The sequence below is a fragment of the Agrococcus sp. Marseille-Q4369 genome (assembly GCF_018308945.1).
Taxonomy (GTDB): Bacteria; Actinomycetota; Actinomycetes; order Actinomycetales; family Microbacteriaceae; genus Agrococcus.
The window spans coordinates 1,547,528-1,565,657 of record NZ_CP070501.1; the positions used below are offsets into that span (position 1 = coordinate 1,547,528).

Consider the following 18,130-nt stretch of genomic DNA (forward strand, 5'->3'; position numbering starts at 1 on the left):
CAGCATGCAGTTCGGCATCTTCTCGGTGAGCGACATCACCGAGGACCCGACGACCGGTCGCACGCCGACCGAGCACGAACGCATCCGCGCGTGGGTCGCGATGGCGAAGAAGGCCGAGGACGTCGGCCTCGACGTCTTCGCCGCCGGCGAGCACCACAACCCGCCGTTCTTCTCCTCGTCGCCCACGACGATCCTCGGCTACATCGCCGCCCAGACCGAGCGGCTCATCCTCTCGACCGCGACCACGCTCATCACGACGAACGACCCGGTAAAGATCGCCGAGGACTTCGCGATGCTGCAGCACCTCGCCGACGGCCGCGTCGACCTCACCCTCGGCCGCGGCAACACCGGCCCGGTCTACCCCTGGTTCGGCAAGGACATCCGCGACGGCATCGAGCTCGCGATCGAGAACTACGCGCTGCTGCACAAGCTGTGGCGCGAGCCGGTCGTCAACTGGCAGGGCAAGCACCGCACGCCGCTCACCGGCTACACCTCGACGCCCGCGCCGCTCGACGGCGTCGCGCCCTTCGTGTGGCACGGCTCGATCCGCTCGCCGCAGATCGCCGAGCAGGCCGCGTACTACGGCGACGGCTTCTTCCACAACAACATCTTCTGGAACAAGGAGCACACCGAGCGGATGGTGCAGCTCTACCGCTCGCGCTTCGCGCACTACGGCCACGGCGAGCCCGAGCAGGCGATCGTCGGCCTCGGCGGCCAGATCTTCATGAAGCCGACTGAGCGCGAGGCGAAGGAGCGGTTCCGCCCGTTCTTCGACGTCGCGCCGGTCTACGGCCACGGCCCGTCGCTCGAGGAGTTCACCGAGGCGACGCCCCTGACCGTCGGCACGCCCGAGCAGGTCATCGAGAAGACCCTCTCGTTCCGCGACTTCGCGGGCGACTACCAGCGCCAGCTCTTCCTCATCGACCACGCCGGACTCCCCCTCGAGGAGGTGCTCGAGCAGATCGAGATCCTCGGCACCGAGGTCGTGCCGGTGCTGCGGCAGGAGTTCGACCGCGTGCGCCAGCCCGGCGTGCCGGATGCGCCCACGCACGCCGCGCGCGTCGCCGCGGCGCGCGAGGCGGGCACGCAGCTCGGCGAGCAGGGCCGCGCGTGGCAGGAGCAGGGCGCGCGCAGCGACCTCGACACCGGCGCGGCGATCGCGCAGCAGTCGGCGGACGCGCGATGAGCTCGCCCCGGATCGCGGTCGTCTCGGCCGGCCTCGGCGAGCCCTCGAGCACGAAGCTGCTCGCCGACCGGCTGCGCGACGCGACGCTCTCGGCGCTCACCGCGCACGGCCAGACCGCCGAGGCGGTCGACGTCGTGCTGCGGCCGCTCGCGCAGGACATCGCCTCGCACATGCTCACGCACAACCCGTCCGAGGCGCTGAGCGCCGCCATCGAGGAGGTCGTCGACGCGGAGGCGATCATCGCGGTGACGCCGACGTTCAACATGTCCTACTCGGGGCTGTTCAAGTCGTTCTTCGACGTCATCGAGGAGGGGCAGCTCGCCTCGATCCCGACGGCGCTCGGCGCGACGGGCGGCTCGGCCCGCCACTCGATGGTGATGGACACCGCGATGCGGCCGATGTTCGCCTACCTCAAGGCGCAGGTCGTGCCCACCGGCGTCTTCGCGGCGAGCGAGGACTGGGGCACCGCCTCCGGGCTCGACCGCCGCATCGCCCGCGAGGGGCAGGAGCTCGCCGACCTCATGGTGGCGCTCCCGCGCCGCCGCGGCGCCGACCCCTTCGACGTCGAGAGCGAGGCGTTCGTCTCGTTCGAGCAGATGCTGGGGCACGCGTGAGCGCGGCTCGCGGCCGCCCGTCGGCCTCGCAGGCGTGGCGCGAGTACTTCGAGGGCTCGAGCCTGCTCGAGAACGAGCTCGAGCGGCGCCTCAAGGACGCCGCCGACATGGACCTCGGCGAGTTCAACATCCTGCTCGTGCTGCACGAGGCCGAGGGCTCGCGGATGCGCATGGGCGACCTCGCGCGCGCGATCGCGTTCGCGCCCGGCCGGCTGACGTACCGCGTCGCCGCGCTCGAGCGCTCGGGGCTCGTGCGGCGCGAGCAGAGCCCGACCGACCGCCGCGGCACCGAGGCGGTGCTGACGGATGCGGGGCGGCAGCGCCTGCGGAAGGCGCGTCCCCTGCACGCCCGGCACGTCGAGGAGCTCTTCCTCGGCGGCCTCGACGACGAGGCGATCGCGGTGCTGCACCGCGTGTTCGGCCCCTTGCGCTCCAGCCTGCTCGGTCGCGGCGCGGCGGACGCGAGCGACGCGGCCGAGTAGCCGCCGCGAGCGCGCGCCGCGCTTCCCGCCCGGCGCTCGCAGCGCATCCGTACTCCGATCGTCGCGTGCGCCTGCGACGATGGGTGCATGCGTGAGCAGGCGCTGCTGGAGAAGGCGATCGGTCGCACCGGTCGCCTGATCGCCGTCGAGCCCTTCGGGCACGGCAGCATCGCGCGCTTCACGATCGACGACGGCGAGTGGGCCGGCGAGTGGTTCGTCGACACCTCGAGGCTGCCGGTGGCCGCCGAGACGGGCTTCGTCGTCCGCACGGGCGACGGCGCCCCGGTCGCGCGCATCTGGAAGCATCCGCTCGACCCGCGCCTGCCGGCGCTCCGCACGGCCGTCGACCCCGAGCGGCTCGCGCGCATCTCGGCCGCTGCCGGCAGCAGCGGCGCGATCGAGGCGCGCGTGCTCGCCTACCGGCCCGGCCGCCGCGCCGTCGTGCGCATCACGCAGCACGGCGTGCACCTGTTCGTGAAGGTCGTGCGGCCCGCCGAGGCGGAGGACCTCGTGGCGATCCACGAGGCGTGCCGCGCGGTGGGCGTGCCCGCGCCCGAAGTCGTGCACTGGTCGCCGTCGGGGGTCGTCGTCGTGCGCGACGCGATCGGCACGCCCGGCCCCGTCACGGCCGCGACGATGCCGGCCGACGCCGTCGTCGACGCGGTCGACGCGCTGCGCGAGCGGCTGCTGACCGTGCGCACGCGCCGCATCGCGCGCGCCTCGGTCGCGACGCGCATCGACTGGCACATCGCCCGCCTCGGCGACGCGCTCCCCGACCGCGTCGCCGACGTGCGCTCGCTCGCGCCGCTCATCACCGCGAACGCGCGCCGCGTCGGGCCGCCGCAGGTCATCCACGGCGACCTGCACATCGGCCAGCTCTTCTTCCACGGCAGCGCGGTCTCGTCGATCATCGACGTCGACACCGCGGGGCTCGGCGACCCGGCCGACGACTGCGCGGCCTTCGTCGGGCACGCGACCGCGAGCGCCGTGCGCAACGACGTGGCGGGCCGCGCGGCCGACGCGGAGCTGCTGCAGGATCTCGCCGACGCCGCGGAGGAGCGCTGGCTCCACTCCGCCCACACCAGGGCCCTCACCGCGCTGCACCTGCTCGGCCACGGCATCCGCGCCGCCGAGCGCTCGCCCGAGGCGGCGGGCCTGCTGCTCGACCGCGCGCTCGAGGTCACGGGGCTGCGGCCCCGCCGCTGAGCCCGCGCGGCCGCGACTCCCAGCGGGTGCGCTCCCGCCGCCGGGGTGCGGGCATGCCGCCACCCCGGCGGCGGGAGCGCACCCGTCGCCGCGGACTCGGCTCACCGAGCGCGGCGATCTGGTCGAATGGCCGTGTGGACGCAGCGATCGACGGGCCCGCGATGAGCGCCGAGGAGCGCATGCTGCGCGACGCCCTCGGCGAGCAGCTGGAGGGCGAGCTGCGCATCATCAGCCGCGAGCCGTTCGGCGGCGGCGCGCTCACGGGCTTCGAGGAGCGCTCGCCCCAGTCCCGCTACTGGTACGTCGACACCTCCGGGAAGCGCGTCGAGGCCGAGACGGGCTTCGTGCTCGGCGAGCCCGAGCGCCCCGACGCGCGCATCTGGCTCCACCCCGCCGACCCCCGCCTGCCCGCGCTCGCGCCCGCATCCTTCCCCGGCGCCGCCGCGACGCTCATGGGCCGGCTCGGCGTCTCGATCGACCGCCCGCCCGAGCTGCTCGTCTACCGGCCCGGCAAGCGCGCGATGTTCCGGATGCGCGCGGGCGCGCGGGAGACGTACCTCAAGATCGTGCGGCCCACCGCCTCGGGCTCGATCGTCGAGCTGCAGGAGTCGCTGCGCGCCGGCGGCGTGCCCGTGCCGCACATCACCGGCTGGTCGGAGCTCGGCATCGTGCTCACCGAGACCGCGGAGGGACTGCCGCTCACCTCGCGGCTCGCCGAGCTCGAGCCGGAGCGGCTGCTCGACTCGATCGACGCGCTGCGCGAGCGGATCGCCGCGGTCGACGCCGGCCGCGACGCGCGCGCCTCGCTCGGCCTGCGGCACGACTGGTACCTCGGGCGCATCGCCGCCGCGCTGGCGCGGGCGGAGGACGGCCCGGCGGGCGGCCCGTCGGCGGCGCTCCGCGACCACCTCGCCGCCGTGACGGAGGTCGTGACGGGCGCCGACGCATCCGCCCTCGTGGTCGACGAGACCGAGCGGCGCACGATCCACGGCGACCTGCACGTCGGGCAGCTCTTCGTCGAGGCCGACGACGCGAGCGCGGTCGCGAGCGTCATCGACATCGACACCGCGGGGCTCGGCGACCCGGCCGACGATGAGGCGGCGCTCATCGCGCACCTCGTCGCGTCGATCGCGCTCGCGCGGCGCGGCGATGGCCGCGCGGCGGGCTTCCGGCGGCTGCTCGACGCGGCGGCCGTGCGCTGGCTCGCGCCGGGTCGACCGGGCGTGGCACGCGTCGCCCACCGCACGGCCGTGCACGTGCTCGCGCACGCGCTCGCCCCGATCGAGCGCGGCGACCTCGAGACCGCCGAGGTAGAGCTCGCGCTCGGCCGCGAGATCCTGCGGGGGTGAAGATGAGAGACCTCTCATCTGAGCGTCCTCCTGCCCTCACCGGGGCCGTCGAGGCTGGAGGCATGCAGCGGAAGCAGTGGGTGCTCGTCGGCACCGCGGGAGCCTTGACCCTCGCGGGCCTCAGCGTCGGCGCGATGGGGATCGCGAGCGCGATGCAGGTGCAGGATGCGGCCGGCTCGCCGGTCTCGGGCGTCGAGCTGCGCGGCGACCGGGCGAGCACCGGCGCGGGATCGTCCCTCGAGGGGAAGGCTGCCGTGGGCACGATCCTCGCGCCGTCGCCGACGGAGCCTGCCTCGGCGACGGAGGCTCCCGCCCCGGAGCCCGTACCGGCCCCCGCCCCCGTCGCGCCGGCCGACTCGGCGAGCGCCGACTCGGCCGCGTCAAACGGCTGAACTCGCTCCCCCGCGCGCCGATCGGCGCGATCGCGGTCGACCGCTCGGCGGGTCGTTTGGTAGACTAACGAAATGCCGACCACTGCCCTCGCCGACGCCTTCCGGGTCGCTCTCGTGCGCATGGGCAGGCGGATGCGCGCCGAGCGGGTCGACGAGGCGCTCTCGCTCCACCACCTCTCGGCGCTCGGTGCCCTGCAGGTCGTCGAGGAGCCCACCCTCGCGCGCATCGCCGCTTGCGAGGGCGTGAAGCCGCCGAGCATGGTCAAGACGCTCCAGTACCTCGAGTCGCTCGGCTACGTCGAGCGCCGCGACCATCCGAGCGACGGCCGCATGGTGCTCTTCGCCATCAGCGACAAGGGCGAGCAGATGATCGCCGAGACGCGCGAGCGCCGCAACCGGGCGCTCGCCGAGGCGATCGACGCGCTGAGCCCCGAGGATCGCGAGGCGCTCGTCCGCGCGATCCCCATCATCCAGAGGCTCGCAGAACGATGATGTTCCGCTCCTTGCGCCTGTTCAACTACCGCACCTGGTTCACCGGCGCCCTCATCTCGAACATCGGTGCGTGGATGCAGTCCACCGCGCTGTCGTGGACCGTGCTCACGGTGCTCACGAACAACGACGCGACCGCGGTCGGCATCAACATGGCGCTGCAGTTCGGGCCCCAGCTGCTGCTCGTGCCGGTCTCGGGCCTCATCGCCGACAAGTACGACCGGCGCAAGGTGCTGCTCGTGACCCAATCGGCGATGGGCGTGCTCGCGCTCATCCTCGGCATCGTCGTCACCGCGGGCGTCGTCGAGCTGTGGCACGTGCAGCTGTTCGCGCTCGCGTTCGGCATCGTGCAGTCGTTCGACAACCCCGCGCGCCAGGCGTTCGTGTCGCAGATCGTCGGGCAGGACGACATCGCCAACGCGGTCGCCCTCAACTCCGCCTCGTTCCACGGCGCGCGCCTCGTCGGCCCGGCCGTCGCGGGCCTCCTCATCGCGCTCGTCGCGCCCGGCCCGGTGTTCCTCATCAACGCCGTGACGTTCGTCGCGATGATCGTCGCGCTGCTGCGGCTGCGCACGGACGAGCTGCGGCCGAGCCCGCGCGGCGCGAAGGGCCTCGGCGACATCGTCGCGGGCTTCCGCTACGTGAAGAAGCGCGGCGACCTGATGATCGTCTTCACGATGGCGTTCATCCTCGGCACGTTCGGGCTCAACTTCCCCATCTACATCTCGACCATGACGAGCGTCGAGTACGAGGCGCAGGCCGACACCTTCGGCATCCTCTCGAGCGCGATGGCGATCGGCTCGGTCGCGGGCGCGCTGCTCGCCGCCCGTGCGGCGCGGCCGCGATGGACGCTCATCATCGGCGGCCTCGGCCTGTTCGTCTTCGGCTGCCTCGCCGCAGCGGTCGCGCCCCACATCGTGCTGTTCGGGGTCGCGCTCGTCGTCGCCGGCTTCACCGCGCAGCTGTTCATGACGAACGCCAACTCGATGGTGCAGCTCACGAGCGCCCCCGAGATGCGCGGCCGCGTGATGGCGCTCTACGGCGCGGTCTTCATGGGCGGCACCCCGATCGGCGCGCCGATCGTCGGCTGGGTCGCGGATGCGTGGGGTCCCCGCGCGGGCCTGTTCGTCGCCGCGGGCACGTGCCTCGTCGCGTTCGCGGTCGGCGCCGTCTGGTGGATGCGCGTGCGCCGCTCCGACCGCATGAGCCGCACGGGCACGCTCACACTGCCGCCGCCCACCGAGCAGATCGACATCGCGAAGTAGCGCGCTGGAGCTGAGGGAGCCGCTCGCTGCCCGTCTACGCCTTCCGGCTCGACTTCACGGCCTCGATCGCCAGCCGCACGATGAGCACCGCGAGGAAGACGGCGAAGACGATGGATGCGGTGCGCGGGTCGAGCAGGTTGGCGACGGCCGCGCCGAGCGCGGTGGTGACGCAGGCGGAGAGCCCGACGACGAGCGCGGAGCGCAGGTCGACGTTCTTCCGCCGCAGGTTGCCGATCGTGCCCGAGATCGCGGTCGGGATCATCATCGCGAGCGACGTCCCCTTCGCGACGAGGTCGCTCTGGCCGAACACCAGGATGAGCATCGGGACGATGATGATCCCGCCGCCGACGCCGAGGATCCCGGAGAGCACGCCCGTGCAGAAGCCGAGCACGATGAGCCCGATGATCGGCAGCACCGTGAGCTCGAGCTCCGCCTCGCGCGACGGCACGACGAGGAACAGGCTCACCGCGACGGCGGCGAGGAAGACGATGAACGCCCAGCGGATCGCGAGCAGCGGCAGCCGGTGGAGCAGGTGGGCGCCGACCTGCGCGCCGGTCACCGAGCCGATCACCAGGATGAGCGCGACGAGCCAGGCGACCTGCTCGAGCGCCGCGTAGCTCGCGACCCCGACGAGCGCGGCCGGCACGATCGCGGCGAGCGACGTGCCGGCGGCGAGGCGGCGCTCGAAGCCGGCGGCGAGCACGAGCAGCGGCACGATGACGATGCCGCCGCCGATCCCGAACATGCCCGAGAGGAACCCGGCGAAGAGCCCGATCCCGATGAGCGACCACAGCGGGCGACGGCGGGTGGCCTCGAGATCGTCTGTCACCCATCCATCCTGCCGTGACCGGCCGCATCCGTCGTTCAGGTCATGGCGTCGACCTCCAGCCGAGCGGGAGCGCGGAGTGCGTGCGCCATCCACCACCAGGCGAAGATGCTCAGGATGATCGGCACGATGAGCGAGGCGAGCGAGCCGAGCGCGACCCACGGGCCGGCCAGGGCGACGAGCTGGCCGGGGTCGGCGATGCGCTCGAGGAGGCCGGGGTCGATCGCGCCCGGATCGAAGTCGCCCGGGTCGCCGCTCCAGCCCTGCGCGCCCCAGTCGGCGTCGCTCGGGTCGAAGTCGAGGTTCGGCCCGCCGGCGAAGGGGAGGCCGCCGAACGCGGGGCCGATCGTGATCGAGCCGAGGCTGCCGAGCAGGATGTTCGCGGCGGCGGCGGTGCCGAAGCCGGCCCACGTGACGCCGACCGGGCGGTGGACGCCGCCGCGGCGGAGCATGCGGGCGCTGATCCAGAGGCCGACGAGCCAGACGACGATGCCGAGCGGGATCGCGGCGATCACCGCGATGCCGCCCGCGGAGCCGAGCCAGTCGGCGAGCTGCGGCCAGACGCCACCGGTCGCGCTCGGACCGCCCTCGCTGAGGGCGAAGCCGATGCCGAAGATGACGGCGCTGACGATGAACGGGAGCGCGAGGAGGACGATCGCGGCTTGCGAGATGCCGAGGCCGAGCCACGCGATGCCGCCGCCGATGCCGCCGGCGAGGCGGGCGCGGTGGGCGTCGGCCTTGGGCAGCGGCGGGCGCGGGGTGGTCGCCCGCGTCGGGGCGACGGGCGGGACGGAGGGCTGCTGCGCCGTGTGCTGCGTCGGCTGCCCTTGCGGCGCGGCCGGCCAGGGTGCGGGATTGGGGACGCTCATGCCAGCAACGCTAGGCGCGCCCGGGTGACCGGGCCACCCGGCCGCCCCGGGTTCCGCCTGGGGGATGACCCCCGGTGGATCCCGCTCGTCGCGGCGGTCAGCGCGAGGAGACGGTGCCGAAGCGCTGCGCGATCGGCACGAGCAGCGAGGGCCGCGCGGCGAACCACGCCGCGGCGATGACGAGCAGCGAGCCGGCGAAGAACGCGAAGCCGAGCCAGTCGTCGGCCTCGCGCGCCGCGTACATGTGGTTGAGGTTGCGCAGCGCCCCGGTCGTGAGCACGAGCAGCACGTGCGTGACGATGAACACCACGAAGTAGAGCATCACGGGGAAGTGCACGGCGCGCGCCCACTCGACGGGGAAGGCGCGGTCGAGGCCCGCCTTGCCCAGCGGCCACCAGCGGCTCATGCGGATGCCCGTGATGATCGCGAGCGGCGCGGCGACGAACACGGTGGTGAAGTACGCGAGCTGCTGGAGCGCGTTGTAGTTCACCCAGCCGTGCTCGGTGGGCCAGTCGAGCGAGACGTACTGCAGGCCGGCGGAGATCGCGTGCGGGAAGACCTCGAAGCTCGTGGGCACGATGCGCATCCACTGCCCGGTCGCGAGCAGCAGCACGACGAAGACGAGCCCGTTCACGACCCACAGCACGTCGAGGCTCGTGTGGAGCCAGACCGAGAGCGAGGTCTTCTTGCCGCCGCGCTTCGGGGTCCAGTAGGCGTCGGGCTTCCGCTCGTACCGCACCTGCAGGCCCGAGCGGATGATGAGCACGATCAGCAGCGAGTTGAAGAAGTGCGACCAGTTCAGCCACGGCGGCAGGCCGACGGGGGCGCCTTCGGGCAGGTCGTAGGTGCCGGAGTACTGCTGCATGAACGCCGCGACCGGCTCGAGTCCGACGAACCAGCGGGCGATCGCGACGACGATCGTCGCCAGGCCGATGATCGCGAGCGTGACGATGACGGCCGTCGCGAGCCACTGACGCGCGGTGACGGGGCGCATGGACGGCGCGGCGGCGGCCGCAGCCGCAGCCGGCTTGGCAGCGGCCGGTCTCACCGCAGGGGCGGGCTTGACGACCGGCGCGTCAGCCTTCGCTACGACCGGCGCGGGCTCGGGCTCGGCGGCGGGCGCCGAAGCGGCGTTCTCCGCTTCTGCTGCCCGATCGGCCGCCAGGGCAGGTGCCGCCGCGGGCACCTCCACCTCCGCTGGTCGAGTAGCCGCCGCAGGCGGCGTATCGAGACCCGCCGACTCCGTCTCGATACGCGCGCTCTGCGCGCTACTCGACGAACGGGCGGCCGCCGGCGCGGCACTGGCGGGCGGCCACGGCTCGCCGCCGCGCACGCGCGGCAGACCGCGACGGACCGCGCTGCCGCCGTCGTGGGTGGTACCGATCGGTCGCTCGACAGGAGCGGCAGCCGACGATTCGGTACCACCCGACGCGGTCTCCGGAGCGGGGGTGGTACCGATGTGTCGCTCGACGGGGGCAGCAGGCGACGAATCGGTACCACCCAGCTGCTCGGGCTCGCCGGCCGGCTGCTCGATCGGGGCGGCAGCGACCGCCGGAGCGCCGGTGGCGGGCGGCCATGGCTCGCCGCCGGCGAAGCGGGGCAAGCCGCGGCGGATCGAGCCGGCCGGGGCCGGCCGCACGGCAGCCGGAGCGGGAGCGGGAGTCGCAGCCACGGGCTGCTCGACCGGCATCGCGTCGACGACGGTCGCCGCGTCGTCGCGCGGCTGCGGCGGCGGATCGGCCGGGATCGGCGTAGCGGCCGTCGCGCTGGTCGGGAGGTCGGCGGCGACGGCCGACGCCGGCGGCCACGGCTCGCCGCCGGGCACGCGCGGGAGGCCCCGACGCAGCGCCACCGCTTGCTCCATCGTCAGCCCTTCCGCGACTCGAGCGCCGCGGTGAGCTGCGGCACGATCGTGAACAGGTCGCCCACGACGCCGAGGTCGGCGATCTCGAAGATGGGGGCCGACGCATCCCGGTCGATCGCGACGATCGTCTTCGCCGTCTGCATGCCCGCGCGGTGCTGAATCGCGCCCGAGATGCCGACCGCGAGGTAGAGGTCGGGCGAGACCGACGTGCCGGTCTGCCCCACTTGCGCGCTCGGCTCGACGTAGCCGGCGTCGACCGCGGCGCGCGAGGCGCCGACCGCGGCGCCGAGCGCGTCGGCGAGCTGCTCGATGAGCGCGAACTGCTCCTTCGAGCCGAGTCCGCGGCCGCCCGAGACGATGCGCTTCGCCGTGCGCAGGTCGGGCCGGGTCGAGACCTGCGCGATCGGCTCGAAGCGCTCGATCGTCGCGGTGCGACGGCCGGATGCCGTGACCTCGAGCGGCTGGACCTCCGGCGTCACGGCCTCGGCGCGGGCGTCGATCGAGCCGAGCCGCAACGTCGCGATGAGTGGCCCGTAGGTCGCGGCCGACTCGACGCCGTACGCACCGCCGTAGACGGAGTGGCGCACGACGACGCCCTGCTCGTCGCGCGCGACGCCGACGATGTCGGCGGCGATCGGTGCGCGGAGCCGTGCGGCGAGCCGGCCGGCCGCCTCGCGGCCCTCGACGGTCGCCGGCACGAGCGCCAGCTCGGGCTGCACGAGCCGCGCGGCCGCCTCGAAGGCGTCCGCGGCGGGCGCGCCGAGCTCGGGGCCCTCGATGACCGCCGTGTGCACGCGCGCGGCGCCGAACGACGCGGCCTGCTCGGCGAGGCCGGGCAGCGCATCCGCCGGGCCGGTCACGACCGCGATGGGCGTGCCGATCGAGGCGGCGGCGCCGATCGCCTCGGCGGTGCCGGCGATGAGCCCGCCCGCGGGAGCGGCGGGCAGCAGCACGAGGATGGGGTTCACGCGAGCCTCCGCTCGGCCAGGAAGGCCGCGATGCGCTCGCCCGCGTCGCCCTCGTCGGTGATGATGGTGCCCGCGGAGCGGGGTGGCCGCTCGGCGATCGAGGTCATGATCGAGCGCGGCGCCGCCGTCTCGTCGAGCGCCGCGCCGATCTCGTCGAGCGGCAGGTCGTCGAGCGTGAGCTGCTCGACGGGCTTCTTCTTCGCGTTCATGATGCCGCGCAGCGCCGGGAAGCGCGGGTCGGGCAGCGCCTCCGTCACCGAGACGACGGCGGGCAGCGACGCCTGGACGACCATCGTCCCGCCGTCGGTCGCGCGGGTGCCGCGCACCGCATCCGCCGTGATCTCGATCGCCTCGAGGCGGGTGATGCCGGGCGCGTCGAGCAGCTCGGCGAGCATCGCGGCCATCACGCCGCCCGTGCCGTCGGTGGATGCGTCGCCCGCGATGACGAGGTCGAAGCCCGTCTTGCGCAGGGCCGCGGCGAGCACCTCGGCGGTGCGCACGTAGTCGGCGCCCGCGAGCCGCGAGTCTGCGACGTGCACCGCTGACGCCGCGCCCATCGCGAGCGCCTTGCGGAGCGCGGACTGCGACTCGGTCGGCGCCATCGAGAGCACGACGACCTCGGCGTCGCCGGCCTGCTCGGCGTGCTGCAGCGCCGCTTCGAGGGCGCGCTCGCCGATCTCGTCGATGACGGTCTCGCTCGCGGCTCGATCGGCGAGGCCGGTCTCGAGATCGAGCACGCGCTGCCCGTACGTGTCGGGGACGGGCTTCATGAGCACGACGATCTTCATCGAGCGGTTCCCTTCGTGGTGCGGTGCTGAGGCAACGGTACGGTGATCGACGAGGAGGAGCCGATGCCCAGCAGGCCGACGAACAGCAGGCCGATGCCGATGGATCCGATCGCCGAGGCCCGCCGCCAGTGGATCGAGCACGGCTGGACGGATGCCGTCCCGGGCATGACGCTCGTGACCTCGGTGAACCGCGCGCAGCAGCTGCTCGTCGCGCCGGTCGAGGCGTGCTTGCGGCCGTTCTCGCTGTCGTTCGCGCGCTTCGAGGTGCTGCGGCTGCTCGCGTTCACGCGCGACGGGCGGCTGCCCATGAAGTCGGCCGTGAAGCGGCTGCAGGTGCACTCGACGAGCGTGACGAGCACGGTCGACCGGCTCGTGCGCGACGGGCTCGTGACGCGCGAGCAGCACCCGACCGACGGTCGGGCGACGGTGCTGGCGATCACGGATGCGGGGCGCGAGCTCGTCGAGCGGGCGACGGTCGCGCTCAACGAGCGAGCCTTCACGGGGCTCGACATCGACGACGAGGACGCGGCGGAGCTCGTGCGGCTCATCGCGCGGATGCGGAAGCGCGCGGGCGACTTCGAGGATCCGCGGCCGGTGGCGGAGCCGCTGTGAGCATCCCCGGCCTCAGCGGTGCTGGAACCTCGGCTCGCGCTTCTCACTGAACGCCGCCATCCCTTCCTTCTGGTCGGCCGTGTCGAACAGGCCGGTGAAGCGCTCGGCCTCGATGGCGAGCCCCTCGGCGAGCGGCACCTCGAGCGCCGCATCCATCGCCGCCTTCGCGGCGCGGAGCGCCGGCAGCGACTTCGCCGCGATGCCCGAGGCGACCTTCCCCGCCTCCTCGAGCAGCGCATCCGCCGCCACGACGCGCGAGACGAGCCCGATGCGCTCGGCCTCCTCGGCGCCCACCCGCCGCCCGGTCAGGATGATCTCGGCCGCCTTCGGGTAGCCGACGGCGCGCACGAGGCGCTGCGTGCCGCCGATGCCCGGGATCACGCCGAGGCCGACCTCGGGCAGGCCGAACGTCGCGGTGTCGGCGGCGAGGATGATGTCGCACATGAGCGCGAGCTCGCAGCCGCCGCCGAGCGCGTAGCCCGACACCGCCGCGATGACGGGCTTCTCGACGGCCGCGAACTCGAGCCACGCGTCGAAGTGGCCGTCGGCGCGCATCTCGGCGGTCGACTTGCCCGCCATCTCCTTGATGTCGGCGCCGGCGGCGAACGCGCGCTCCGAGCCGGTCACGACGATCGCGCCGATCGCGTCATCGGCGTCGAGCTCCTTCGCGACCGCGACGACCTCGCGCATGAGCTGCGCGTTGAGGGCGTTGAGCGCCTCGGGCCGGTCGAGGTGGATCCAGGCGACGCGGCCCTGCCGCTCGACGCGGATGGTCTCGTGCTCACTCATGCGTGCTCCTCGTGCGATCGGTGACGGCGGGCAGCTGCAGGTCGCCCTCCGGCGGCGCTGCGAAGCTCGCCTCCACCATGGCAGGCGTCACCTCCGCGAGCGACGATGGGCGCCACTTCGGAGCGCGATCCTTGTCGATGAGCTGCGCCCGCACTCCCTCGGCGAAGTCGGGCTGCAGCGTGGTCGCGCGCGAGACGCGGTACTCGTCGACGAGCGCCGCCTCGAGGCTCGGCAGGCCGCGCGCGCGGCGCAGCGCCGCGAGCGTCACGGTGACGGCGAAGGGCGAGCGCTTCCGGATCGTGGCAGCGATCGCCTGCCCCTCGGGGCCGGATGCGTCGAGCCGCTCGAGCAGGGCCGTCACGTCGTCGCCGGCGAGCGCCTCGTCGACGACGGCGCGCTCGCCCTCGAGCCGGCCCTCGGGCGGCTCGGCGGCGAAGCGGCCGATCGCGTCGTCGGGCTCCGCGGCCTCGAGCGCCGCGAGGAGCTCGGGGAGCCGGCGCTCTGGCACGTAGGTGTCGGCGAGCCCGAGCAGGATCGCGTCAGCGGCGCCGAAGTGGTCGCCGGTGAGCGCGGCGCGCGTGCCGAGCTCCCCGGGCTGCCTAGTGAGCAGCCACGTGGCGCCGACGTCGGGCACGAAGCCGATCGTCACCTCGGGGAAGCCGATGCGCGTCGAGTCGGTGACGACGCGGTGGCTCGCGTGCCCCGAGAGGCCGACGCCGCCGCCGAGCACGATGCCGTGCTGGATCGCGACGATCGGCTTCGGGTAGCGCGCGATCGCGGCGTTGAGCGCGTACTCGTCCCGCCAGAAGCGGCCGGCGCCCTCGCCGCCCGTCGCGCGGATGTCGTCCACGAGCGAGACGACGTCGCCGCCCGCGCAGAGCGCCCGCTCCCCCGCGCCCGTGATCGCCACGCGCTCGACGCGCGCGTCGTCCGCCCACTGCCGCAGCGCATCCGCCACCCCGAGCACCATCTCGTGCGTGAGCGCGTTGAGCGCCGGCTGCCGGTCGAGCACGATGACGCCGAGCGCGCCGCGCAGCTCCGTGCGGACGTGCTCGGTGCGCACGTGCCCGCCCGTCATCGAGCGCCCAGCAGCGAGCGGCCGACGATCATGCGCATCATCTCGTTCGTGCCCTCGAGGATGCGGTGCACGCGCAGGTCGCGCACGACGCGCTCGATGCCGTACTCGTGCAGGTAGCCGTAGCCGCCGTGCAGCTGGAGCGCCTCATCGGCGACCGTGAACGCCGCGTCGGTCGCGAATCGCTTCGCCATCGCGCACGCGGCGGGCGCGTCGGCCGCCTTCGCGTCGAGCTTCGCCGACGCCTGCACGAGCAGCGCCCGCGCCGCCTGCAGCTCGGTCTCCATGTCGGCGAGCTGGAACATGACGTGCTGCCGTCTCGCGAGCGGGGCACCGAACGTCGAGCGATCCTTGACGTAGGCGATCGTGCGCTCGAGTGCGAACTGCGCGCCGCCGATCGAGCACGCGGCGATGCCGAGCCTGCCGCCGTTGAGGCCGCGCATCGCGATGCCGAAGCCGTCGCCCTCCGCACCGAGCCGGTTCGCGCCCGGCACGCGCACGCCGTCGAGGATGACTTGCTTCGTCGGCTGCGCGTTCCAGCCCATCTTGTGCTCGTCGGGGCCGAACGAGAGGCCCGGTGCGTCGGCCGGCACGATGAACGCCGAGATGCCGCGCGCGCCGGCCTCGCCCGTGCGCGCCATGACGACGTAGACCGCCGAGCTGCCCGCGCCCGAGATGAACTGCTTCGTGCCGGTGAGCACGTAGTCGTCGCCGTCGCGCACGGCGCTCGTCGCGAGCGCCGCCGCGTCGGAGCCCGCGCCGGGCTCGGTGAGGCAGTAGCTCGCGAGGTGCTCCATCGAGCACAGCTTCGGCAGCCACGCGTGGCGCTGCTCGTCGGTGCCGAAGGTGTCGATCATCCACGCGACCATGTTGTGGATCGAGATGTAGGCCGCGATCGCGACGTCCCCGCGCGCGAGCTCCTCGTAGATCGCGGATGCGTCGACCCGGGCGAGACCGGATCCCCCGACGTCCTCGCGCACGACGATCGCGCCGAGGCCGAGGGAGCCCGCCTCGCGGAGCGTCTCGACGGGGAACTCGTGGTCGGCGTCGCGCTGGTTGGCGAACGGCGCGAGGCGCGCGTCGGCGAAGTCGCGCACCGCCTCGACGAGCGCGGCGCGCTCCTCGGCGCTGATCGCCGACGTCGCCTCGGCCGGGTGGGTCAGGGTGCTCACGGCACGACCTCCTCGTCGCATGCTTGCGCGTCCACTCAGTTCGGTGGACGTCCACATATCTACCACTCGCGGCGCGTGGCGCGCCACCCCGCTCTGTCTTCAACCGGACAGCCGGTGGGGCGAGGAGATATGTGTCGCGCCCCACCTGCTATCCGGTTGAAGACCTCTCAGTTGAGGTGGGGCGGATGCGCTCGCTAGGTTCAGGGGCGATGGTGCCGATGGCGGCGCCGCGAAGGGTGCGCATGGACATCACCGGGCAGGTCGCCCTCGTCACCGGCGGAGCATCGGGGCTGGGCCTCGCGACCACGCGCGCGCTGCTCGCCGCAGGCGCGAAGGTCGTCGTCGCCGACCTCGGCGGCACTCCGCAGGCCCAGGCCGTCGAGCAGCTCGAGGGCGCGCGCTTCGCGGCCACCGACGTGCGCGACGAGGCCGCGGTCGCCGCGGCGCTCGACGTCGCAGCCGAGCTCGGCGACCTCCGCCTCGTCGTCAACTGCGCCGGCGTCGCCGCCGCCGCGAAGGTGCTCGGCAAGCGCGGCGTCTTCTCGCTCGAGACCTTCCAGCGCGTCATCGACATCAACCTGGTGGGCACGTTCAACGTCATCCGGCTCGCCACCGAGCGGATGGCCGCGCTCGAGCCGATCGGTGAGGAGCGGGGCGTGATCGTGAGCACCGCATCCGTCGCCGCCTTCGACGGCCAGATCGGGCAAGCCGCCTACTCCGCGTCGAAGGCGGGCATCGCCGGCATGACCCTGCCGCTCGCGCGCGAGCTCGCGGCGCTCCAGATCCGCGTCATGACGATCGCGCCGGGCCTGTTCGAGACGCCGATGCTCGCGGGGCTCCCCGAGGCCGCGCAGGTCTCGCTCGGCCAGCAGGTGCCCCACCCCGCCCGGCTCGGGCGGCCTGCGGAGTACGCGCTGCTCGTCACGCAGATCGTCGCGAACCCCATGCTCAACGGCGAGACCATCCGGCTCGACGGCTCCATCCGAATGGCACCGAGGTAGGTCACGATGCGCTCCAGCTTCTACGACGACGAGCACGACGCGTTCCGCGAGAGCGTGCGCGAGTTCACCGCTCGCCACATCGCGCCCCACTACGCGCAGTGGGAGGAGGCGGGCATGATCGGCGACGAGCTCTACCCGCTCATGGGCGAGGCAGGGCTCATCGGCATCGCGGTGCCCGAGGAGCACGGCGGCATGGGCGTCGACGACTACCGCTTCCGCATGGTGATCAGCGAGGAGTTCGCCCGCATCGGTGCCGCCTCTGTCGACGCGACGCTCGGCGTGCACGACGACATCGTGCTGCCCTACCTCATGGACCTCTGCACCCCCGAGCAGCTCGAGCGCTGGCTGCCGCCGATGGCCGCCGGCACCTCGATCGGTGCGATCGGCATGACGGAGCCGGGAGCGGGCAGCGACCTGCAGGGCATCCACTCGAACGCCGTGCGCGACGGCGACGACTGGATCCTCAACGGCTCGAAGACGTTCATCACGAACGGCTTCCACGCCGACAAGGTGCTCGTCTTCGCCCGCACCGACCCAGCCGCCGGCTCGCGCGGCTTCACGCTCTTCCTGGTCGAGAACGGCATGGCCGGCTTCGAGCGCGGCCGCAAGCTCAAGAAGCTCGGCCTGCACGCGCAGGACACCGCCGAGCTGTTCTTCAAGGATGTGCGGATCCCGGCGGAGAACGTCGTGGGCGAGCCCGGTCGAGGCCTCGTCTACCTCATGGAGCGGCTGCCGCGCGAGCGGCTGTCGATCGCGTGCGGCGCGCTCGCGTCGGCCGAGGCCGCCTACGACTGGGGCCGCGAGTACGTCTTCCAGCGGCAGGCGTTCGGCGCCGCGATCGGCGACCTGTCGACGGTGCGCTTCACGCTCGCCGAGCTCGAGACCGAGCTCGACGTCACGCGCGCCTACGTCGAACGCTGCATCCTCGCGCTCAACGAGCAGCACCTGACGACCGTCGACGCGTCGAAGGCGAAGTGGTGGGCGACCGAGCTCGAGCAGCGCGTCATCACGCGCAGCCTCCAGCTGCACGGCGGCTACGGCTTCATGGACGAGTTCCCCATCTCGCGGGCGTTCCGCGACTCGCGCGTGCAGACGATCTACGGCGGCACGACCGAGATCATGAAGGAGATCATCGCGCGCGACATCGCGAAGCGGACCCGGGCGTAGCGGCGATCGACGGGGC

General features: G+C 73.4%; 19 protein-coding genes. 11 read left to right on the forward strand and 8 right to left on the reverse strand.

The window, feature by feature from the left end; genetic code table 11:
- Positions 1–4 precede the first annotated feature (4 nt).
- From JSQ78_RS07740 to JSQ78_RS07775, 8 genes are all read left to right on the forward strand, one after another.
- Positions 5–1,186 carry an LLM class flavin-dependent oxidoreductase gene (locus tag JSQ78_RS07740; RefSeq protein WP_211450558.1) on the forward strand — a complete coding sequence of 394 codons (1,182 nt, stop codon included), beginning with the start codon at positions 5–7 and terminating at the stop codon, positions 1,184–1,186.
- On the forward strand, positions 1,183–1,800 hold the full coding sequence (locus JSQ78_RS07745; RefSeq protein WP_211446824.1) for a CE1759 family FMN reductase: 618 nt from the start codon (positions 1,183–1,185) through the stop codon (positions 1,798–1,800). Before JSQ78_RS07740 ends, JSQ78_RS07745 begins: the two co-directional genes overlap by 4 nt.
- Complete coding sequence (locus tag JSQ78_RS07750; protein WP_211446825.1) at positions 1,797–2,282, forward strand: MarR family winged helix-turn-helix transcriptional regulator; 486 nt, start codon at positions 1,797–1,799, stop codon at positions 2,280–2,282. Before JSQ78_RS07745 ends, JSQ78_RS07750 begins: the two co-directional genes overlap by 4 nt.
- 87 nt (positions 2,283–2,369) lie before the next feature.
- On the forward strand, positions 2,370–3,488 hold the full coding sequence (locus tag JSQ78_RS07755) for a phosphotransferase (protein WP_211446826.1): 1,119 nt from the start codon (positions 2,370–2,372) through the stop codon (positions 3,486–3,488).
- A 134-nt stretch (positions 3,489–3,622) separates the two neighbouring features.
- Positions 3,623–4,837: a phosphotransferase family protein gene (locus tag JSQ78_RS07760; RefSeq protein WP_211446827.1), complete on the forward strand. Its 1,215-nt coding sequence runs from the start codon at positions 3,623–3,625 to the stop codon at positions 4,835–4,837.
- Between the two features lie 62 nt (positions 4,838–4,899).
- Positions 4,900–5,229 (forward strand): hypothetical protein, encoded by a 330-nt coding sequence (locus tag JSQ78_RS07765; RefSeq protein ID WP_211446828.1) that lies wholly within the window; start codon positions 4,900–4,902, stop codon positions 5,227–5,229.
- 72 nt (positions 5,230–5,301) lie between these two features.
- Positions 5,302–5,721, forward strand: a complete 420-nt coding sequence (locus tag JSQ78_RS07770) for a MarR family winged helix-turn-helix transcriptional regulator (protein ID WP_211446829.1) — start codon at positions 5,302–5,304, stop codon at positions 5,719–5,721.
- Complete coding sequence (locus JSQ78_RS07775) at positions 5,718–6,983, forward strand: MFS transporter (RefSeq protein WP_211446830.1); 1,266 nt, start codon at positions 5,718–5,720, stop codon at positions 6,981–6,983. Before JSQ78_RS07770 ends, JSQ78_RS07775 begins: the two co-directional genes overlap by 4 nt.
- A 34-nt stretch (positions 6,984–7,017) precedes the next feature.
- Here JSQ78_RS07775 and JSQ78_RS07780 read toward each other — a convergent pair whose 3' ends face one another.
- The 5 genes from JSQ78_RS07780 to JSQ78_RS07800 form a co-directional block, all read right to left on the reverse strand.
- Positions 7,018–7,812 carry a sulfite exporter TauE/SafE family protein gene (locus tag JSQ78_RS07780; RefSeq protein ID WP_249295537.1) on the reverse strand — a complete coding sequence of 265 codons (795 nt, stop codon included), beginning with the start codon at positions 7,810–7,812 and terminating at the stop codon, positions 7,018–7,020.
- Positions 7,813–7,847: 35 nt separating this feature from the next.
- Positions 7,848–8,678 carry a hypothetical protein gene (locus JSQ78_RS07785; protein WP_211446831.1) on the reverse strand — a complete coding sequence of 277 codons (831 nt, stop codon included), beginning with the start codon at positions 8,676–8,678 and terminating at the stop codon, positions 7,848–7,850.
- 97 nt (positions 8,679–8,775) lie between these two features.
- Positions 8,776–9,672, reverse strand: a complete 897-nt coding sequence (locus tag JSQ78_RS13835; RefSeq protein ID WP_249295538.1) for a cytochrome b/b6 domain-containing protein — start codon at positions 9,670–9,672, stop codon at positions 8,776–8,778.
- Between the two features lie 872 nt (positions 9,673–10,544).
- Positions 10,545–11,510 (reverse strand): electron transfer flavoprotein subunit alpha/FixB family protein, encoded by a 966-nt coding sequence (locus JSQ78_RS07795; RefSeq protein WP_211446833.1) that lies wholly within the window; start codon positions 11,508–11,510, stop codon positions 10,545–10,547.
- Complete coding sequence (locus JSQ78_RS07800) at positions 11,507–12,298, reverse strand: electron transfer flavoprotein subunit beta/FixA family protein (protein WP_211446834.1); 792 nt, start codon at positions 12,296–12,298, stop codon at positions 11,507–11,509. Before JSQ78_RS07800 ends, JSQ78_RS07795 begins: the two co-directional genes overlap by 4 nt.
- A gap of 63 nt (positions 12,299–12,361) precedes the next feature.
- Between JSQ78_RS07800 and JSQ78_RS07805 the strand changes: the two genes are divergently transcribed.
- Complete coding sequence (locus tag JSQ78_RS07805; protein WP_249295539.1) at positions 12,362–12,910, forward strand: MarR family winged helix-turn-helix transcriptional regulator; 549 nt, start codon at positions 12,362–12,364, stop codon at positions 12,908–12,910.
- 12 nt (positions 12,911–12,922) lie between these two features.
- Here the strand turns inward: JSQ78_RS07805 and JSQ78_RS07810 are convergent, their stop codons facing one another.
- From JSQ78_RS07810 to JSQ78_RS07820, 3 genes are read right to left on the reverse strand one after another with little or no spacing between them, the layout of a single operon-like run.
- Entirely contained in the window at positions 12,923–13,699 is a 777-nt protein-coding gene (locus JSQ78_RS07810) for an enoyl-CoA hydratase-related protein (RefSeq protein ID WP_211446835.1), read from the reverse strand.
- Positions 13,692–14,762 (reverse strand): 3-hydroxyisobutyryl-CoA hydrolase, encoded by a 1,071-nt coding sequence (locus tag JSQ78_RS07815; RefSeq protein WP_249295540.1) that lies wholly within the window; start codon positions 14,760–14,762, stop codon positions 13,692–13,694. The genes JSQ78_RS07810 and JSQ78_RS07815 overlap by 8 nt, the downstream gene beginning before the upstream one ends.
- A gap of 11 nt (positions 14,763–14,773) precedes the next feature.
- Complete coding sequence (locus JSQ78_RS07820; protein ID WP_249295541.1) at positions 14,774–15,946, reverse strand: acyl-CoA dehydrogenase family protein; 1,173 nt, start codon at positions 15,944–15,946, stop codon at positions 14,774–14,776.
- Between the two features lie 242 nt (positions 15,947–16,188).
- Between JSQ78_RS07820 and JSQ78_RS07825 the strand changes: the two genes are divergently transcribed.
- Both JSQ78_RS07825 and JSQ78_RS07830 read left to right on the forward strand, forming a co-directional pair.
- Positions 16,189–16,947, forward strand: coding sequence for an SDR family NAD(P)-dependent oxidoreductase (locus JSQ78_RS07825; RefSeq protein ID WP_211446840.1), 759 nt, complete (start codon positions 16,189–16,191; stop codon positions 16,945–16,947).
- A 6-nt stretch (positions 16,948–16,953) separates the two neighbouring features.
- Positions 16,954–18,114, forward strand: coding sequence for an acyl-CoA dehydrogenase family protein (locus JSQ78_RS07830; protein WP_211446841.1), 1,161 nt, complete (start codon positions 16,954–16,956; stop codon positions 18,112–18,114).
- Positions 18,115–18,130: the final 16 nt, after the last annotated feature.

Coding starts and splice junctions, on each gene's coding strand:
- JSQ78_RS07830 (WP_211446841.1), top strand. CDS start 16,954: ATGCGCTCCAGCTTCTACGACGACGAGCACGACGCGTTCCGCGAGAGC.
- JSQ78_RS07785 (WP_211446831.1), bottom strand. CDS start 8,678: ATGAGCGTCCCCAATCCCGCACCCTGGCCGGCCGCGCCGCAAGGGCAG.
- JSQ78_RS07740 (WP_211450558.1), top strand. CDS start 5: ATGCAGTTCGGCATCTTCTCGGTGAGCGACATCACCGAGGACCCGACG.
- JSQ78_RS07810 (WP_211446835.1), bottom strand. CDS start 13,699: ATGAGTGAGCACGAGACCATCCGCGTCGAGCGGCAGGGCCGCGTCGCC.
- JSQ78_RS13835 (WP_249295538.1), bottom strand. CDS start 9,672: ATGCGCCCCGTCACCGCGCGTCAGTGGCTCGCGACGGCCGTCATCGTC.
- JSQ78_RS07800 (WP_211446834.1), bottom strand. CDS start 12,298: ATGAAGATCGTCGTGCTCATGAAGCCCGTCCCCGACACGTACGGGCAG.
- JSQ78_RS07805 (WP_249295539.1), top strand. CDS start 12,362: ATGCCCAGCAGGCCGACGAACAGCAGGCCGATGCCGATGGATCCGATC.
- JSQ78_RS07745 (WP_211446824.1), top strand. CDS start 1,183: ATGAGCTCGCCCCGGATCGCGGTCGTCTCGGCCGGCCTCGGCGAGCCC.
- JSQ78_RS07770 (WP_211446829.1), top strand. CDS start 5,302: ATGCCGACCACTGCCCTCGCCGACGCCTTCCGGGTCGCTCTCGTGCGC.
- JSQ78_RS07825 (WP_211446840.1), top strand. CDS start 16,189: ATGGACATCACCGGGCAGGTCGCCCTCGTCACCGGCGGAGCATCGGGG.
- JSQ78_RS07755 (WP_211446826.1), top strand. CDS start 2,370: ATGCGTGAGCAGGCGCTGCTGGAGAAGGCGATCGGTCGCACCGGTCGC.
- JSQ78_RS07765 (WP_211446828.1), top strand. CDS start 4,900: ATGCAGCGGAAGCAGTGGGTGCTCGTCGGCACCGCGGGAGCCTTGACC.
- JSQ78_RS07775 (WP_211446830.1), top strand. CDS start 5,718: ATGATGTTCCGCTCCTTGCGCCTGTTCAACTACCGCACCTGGTTCACC.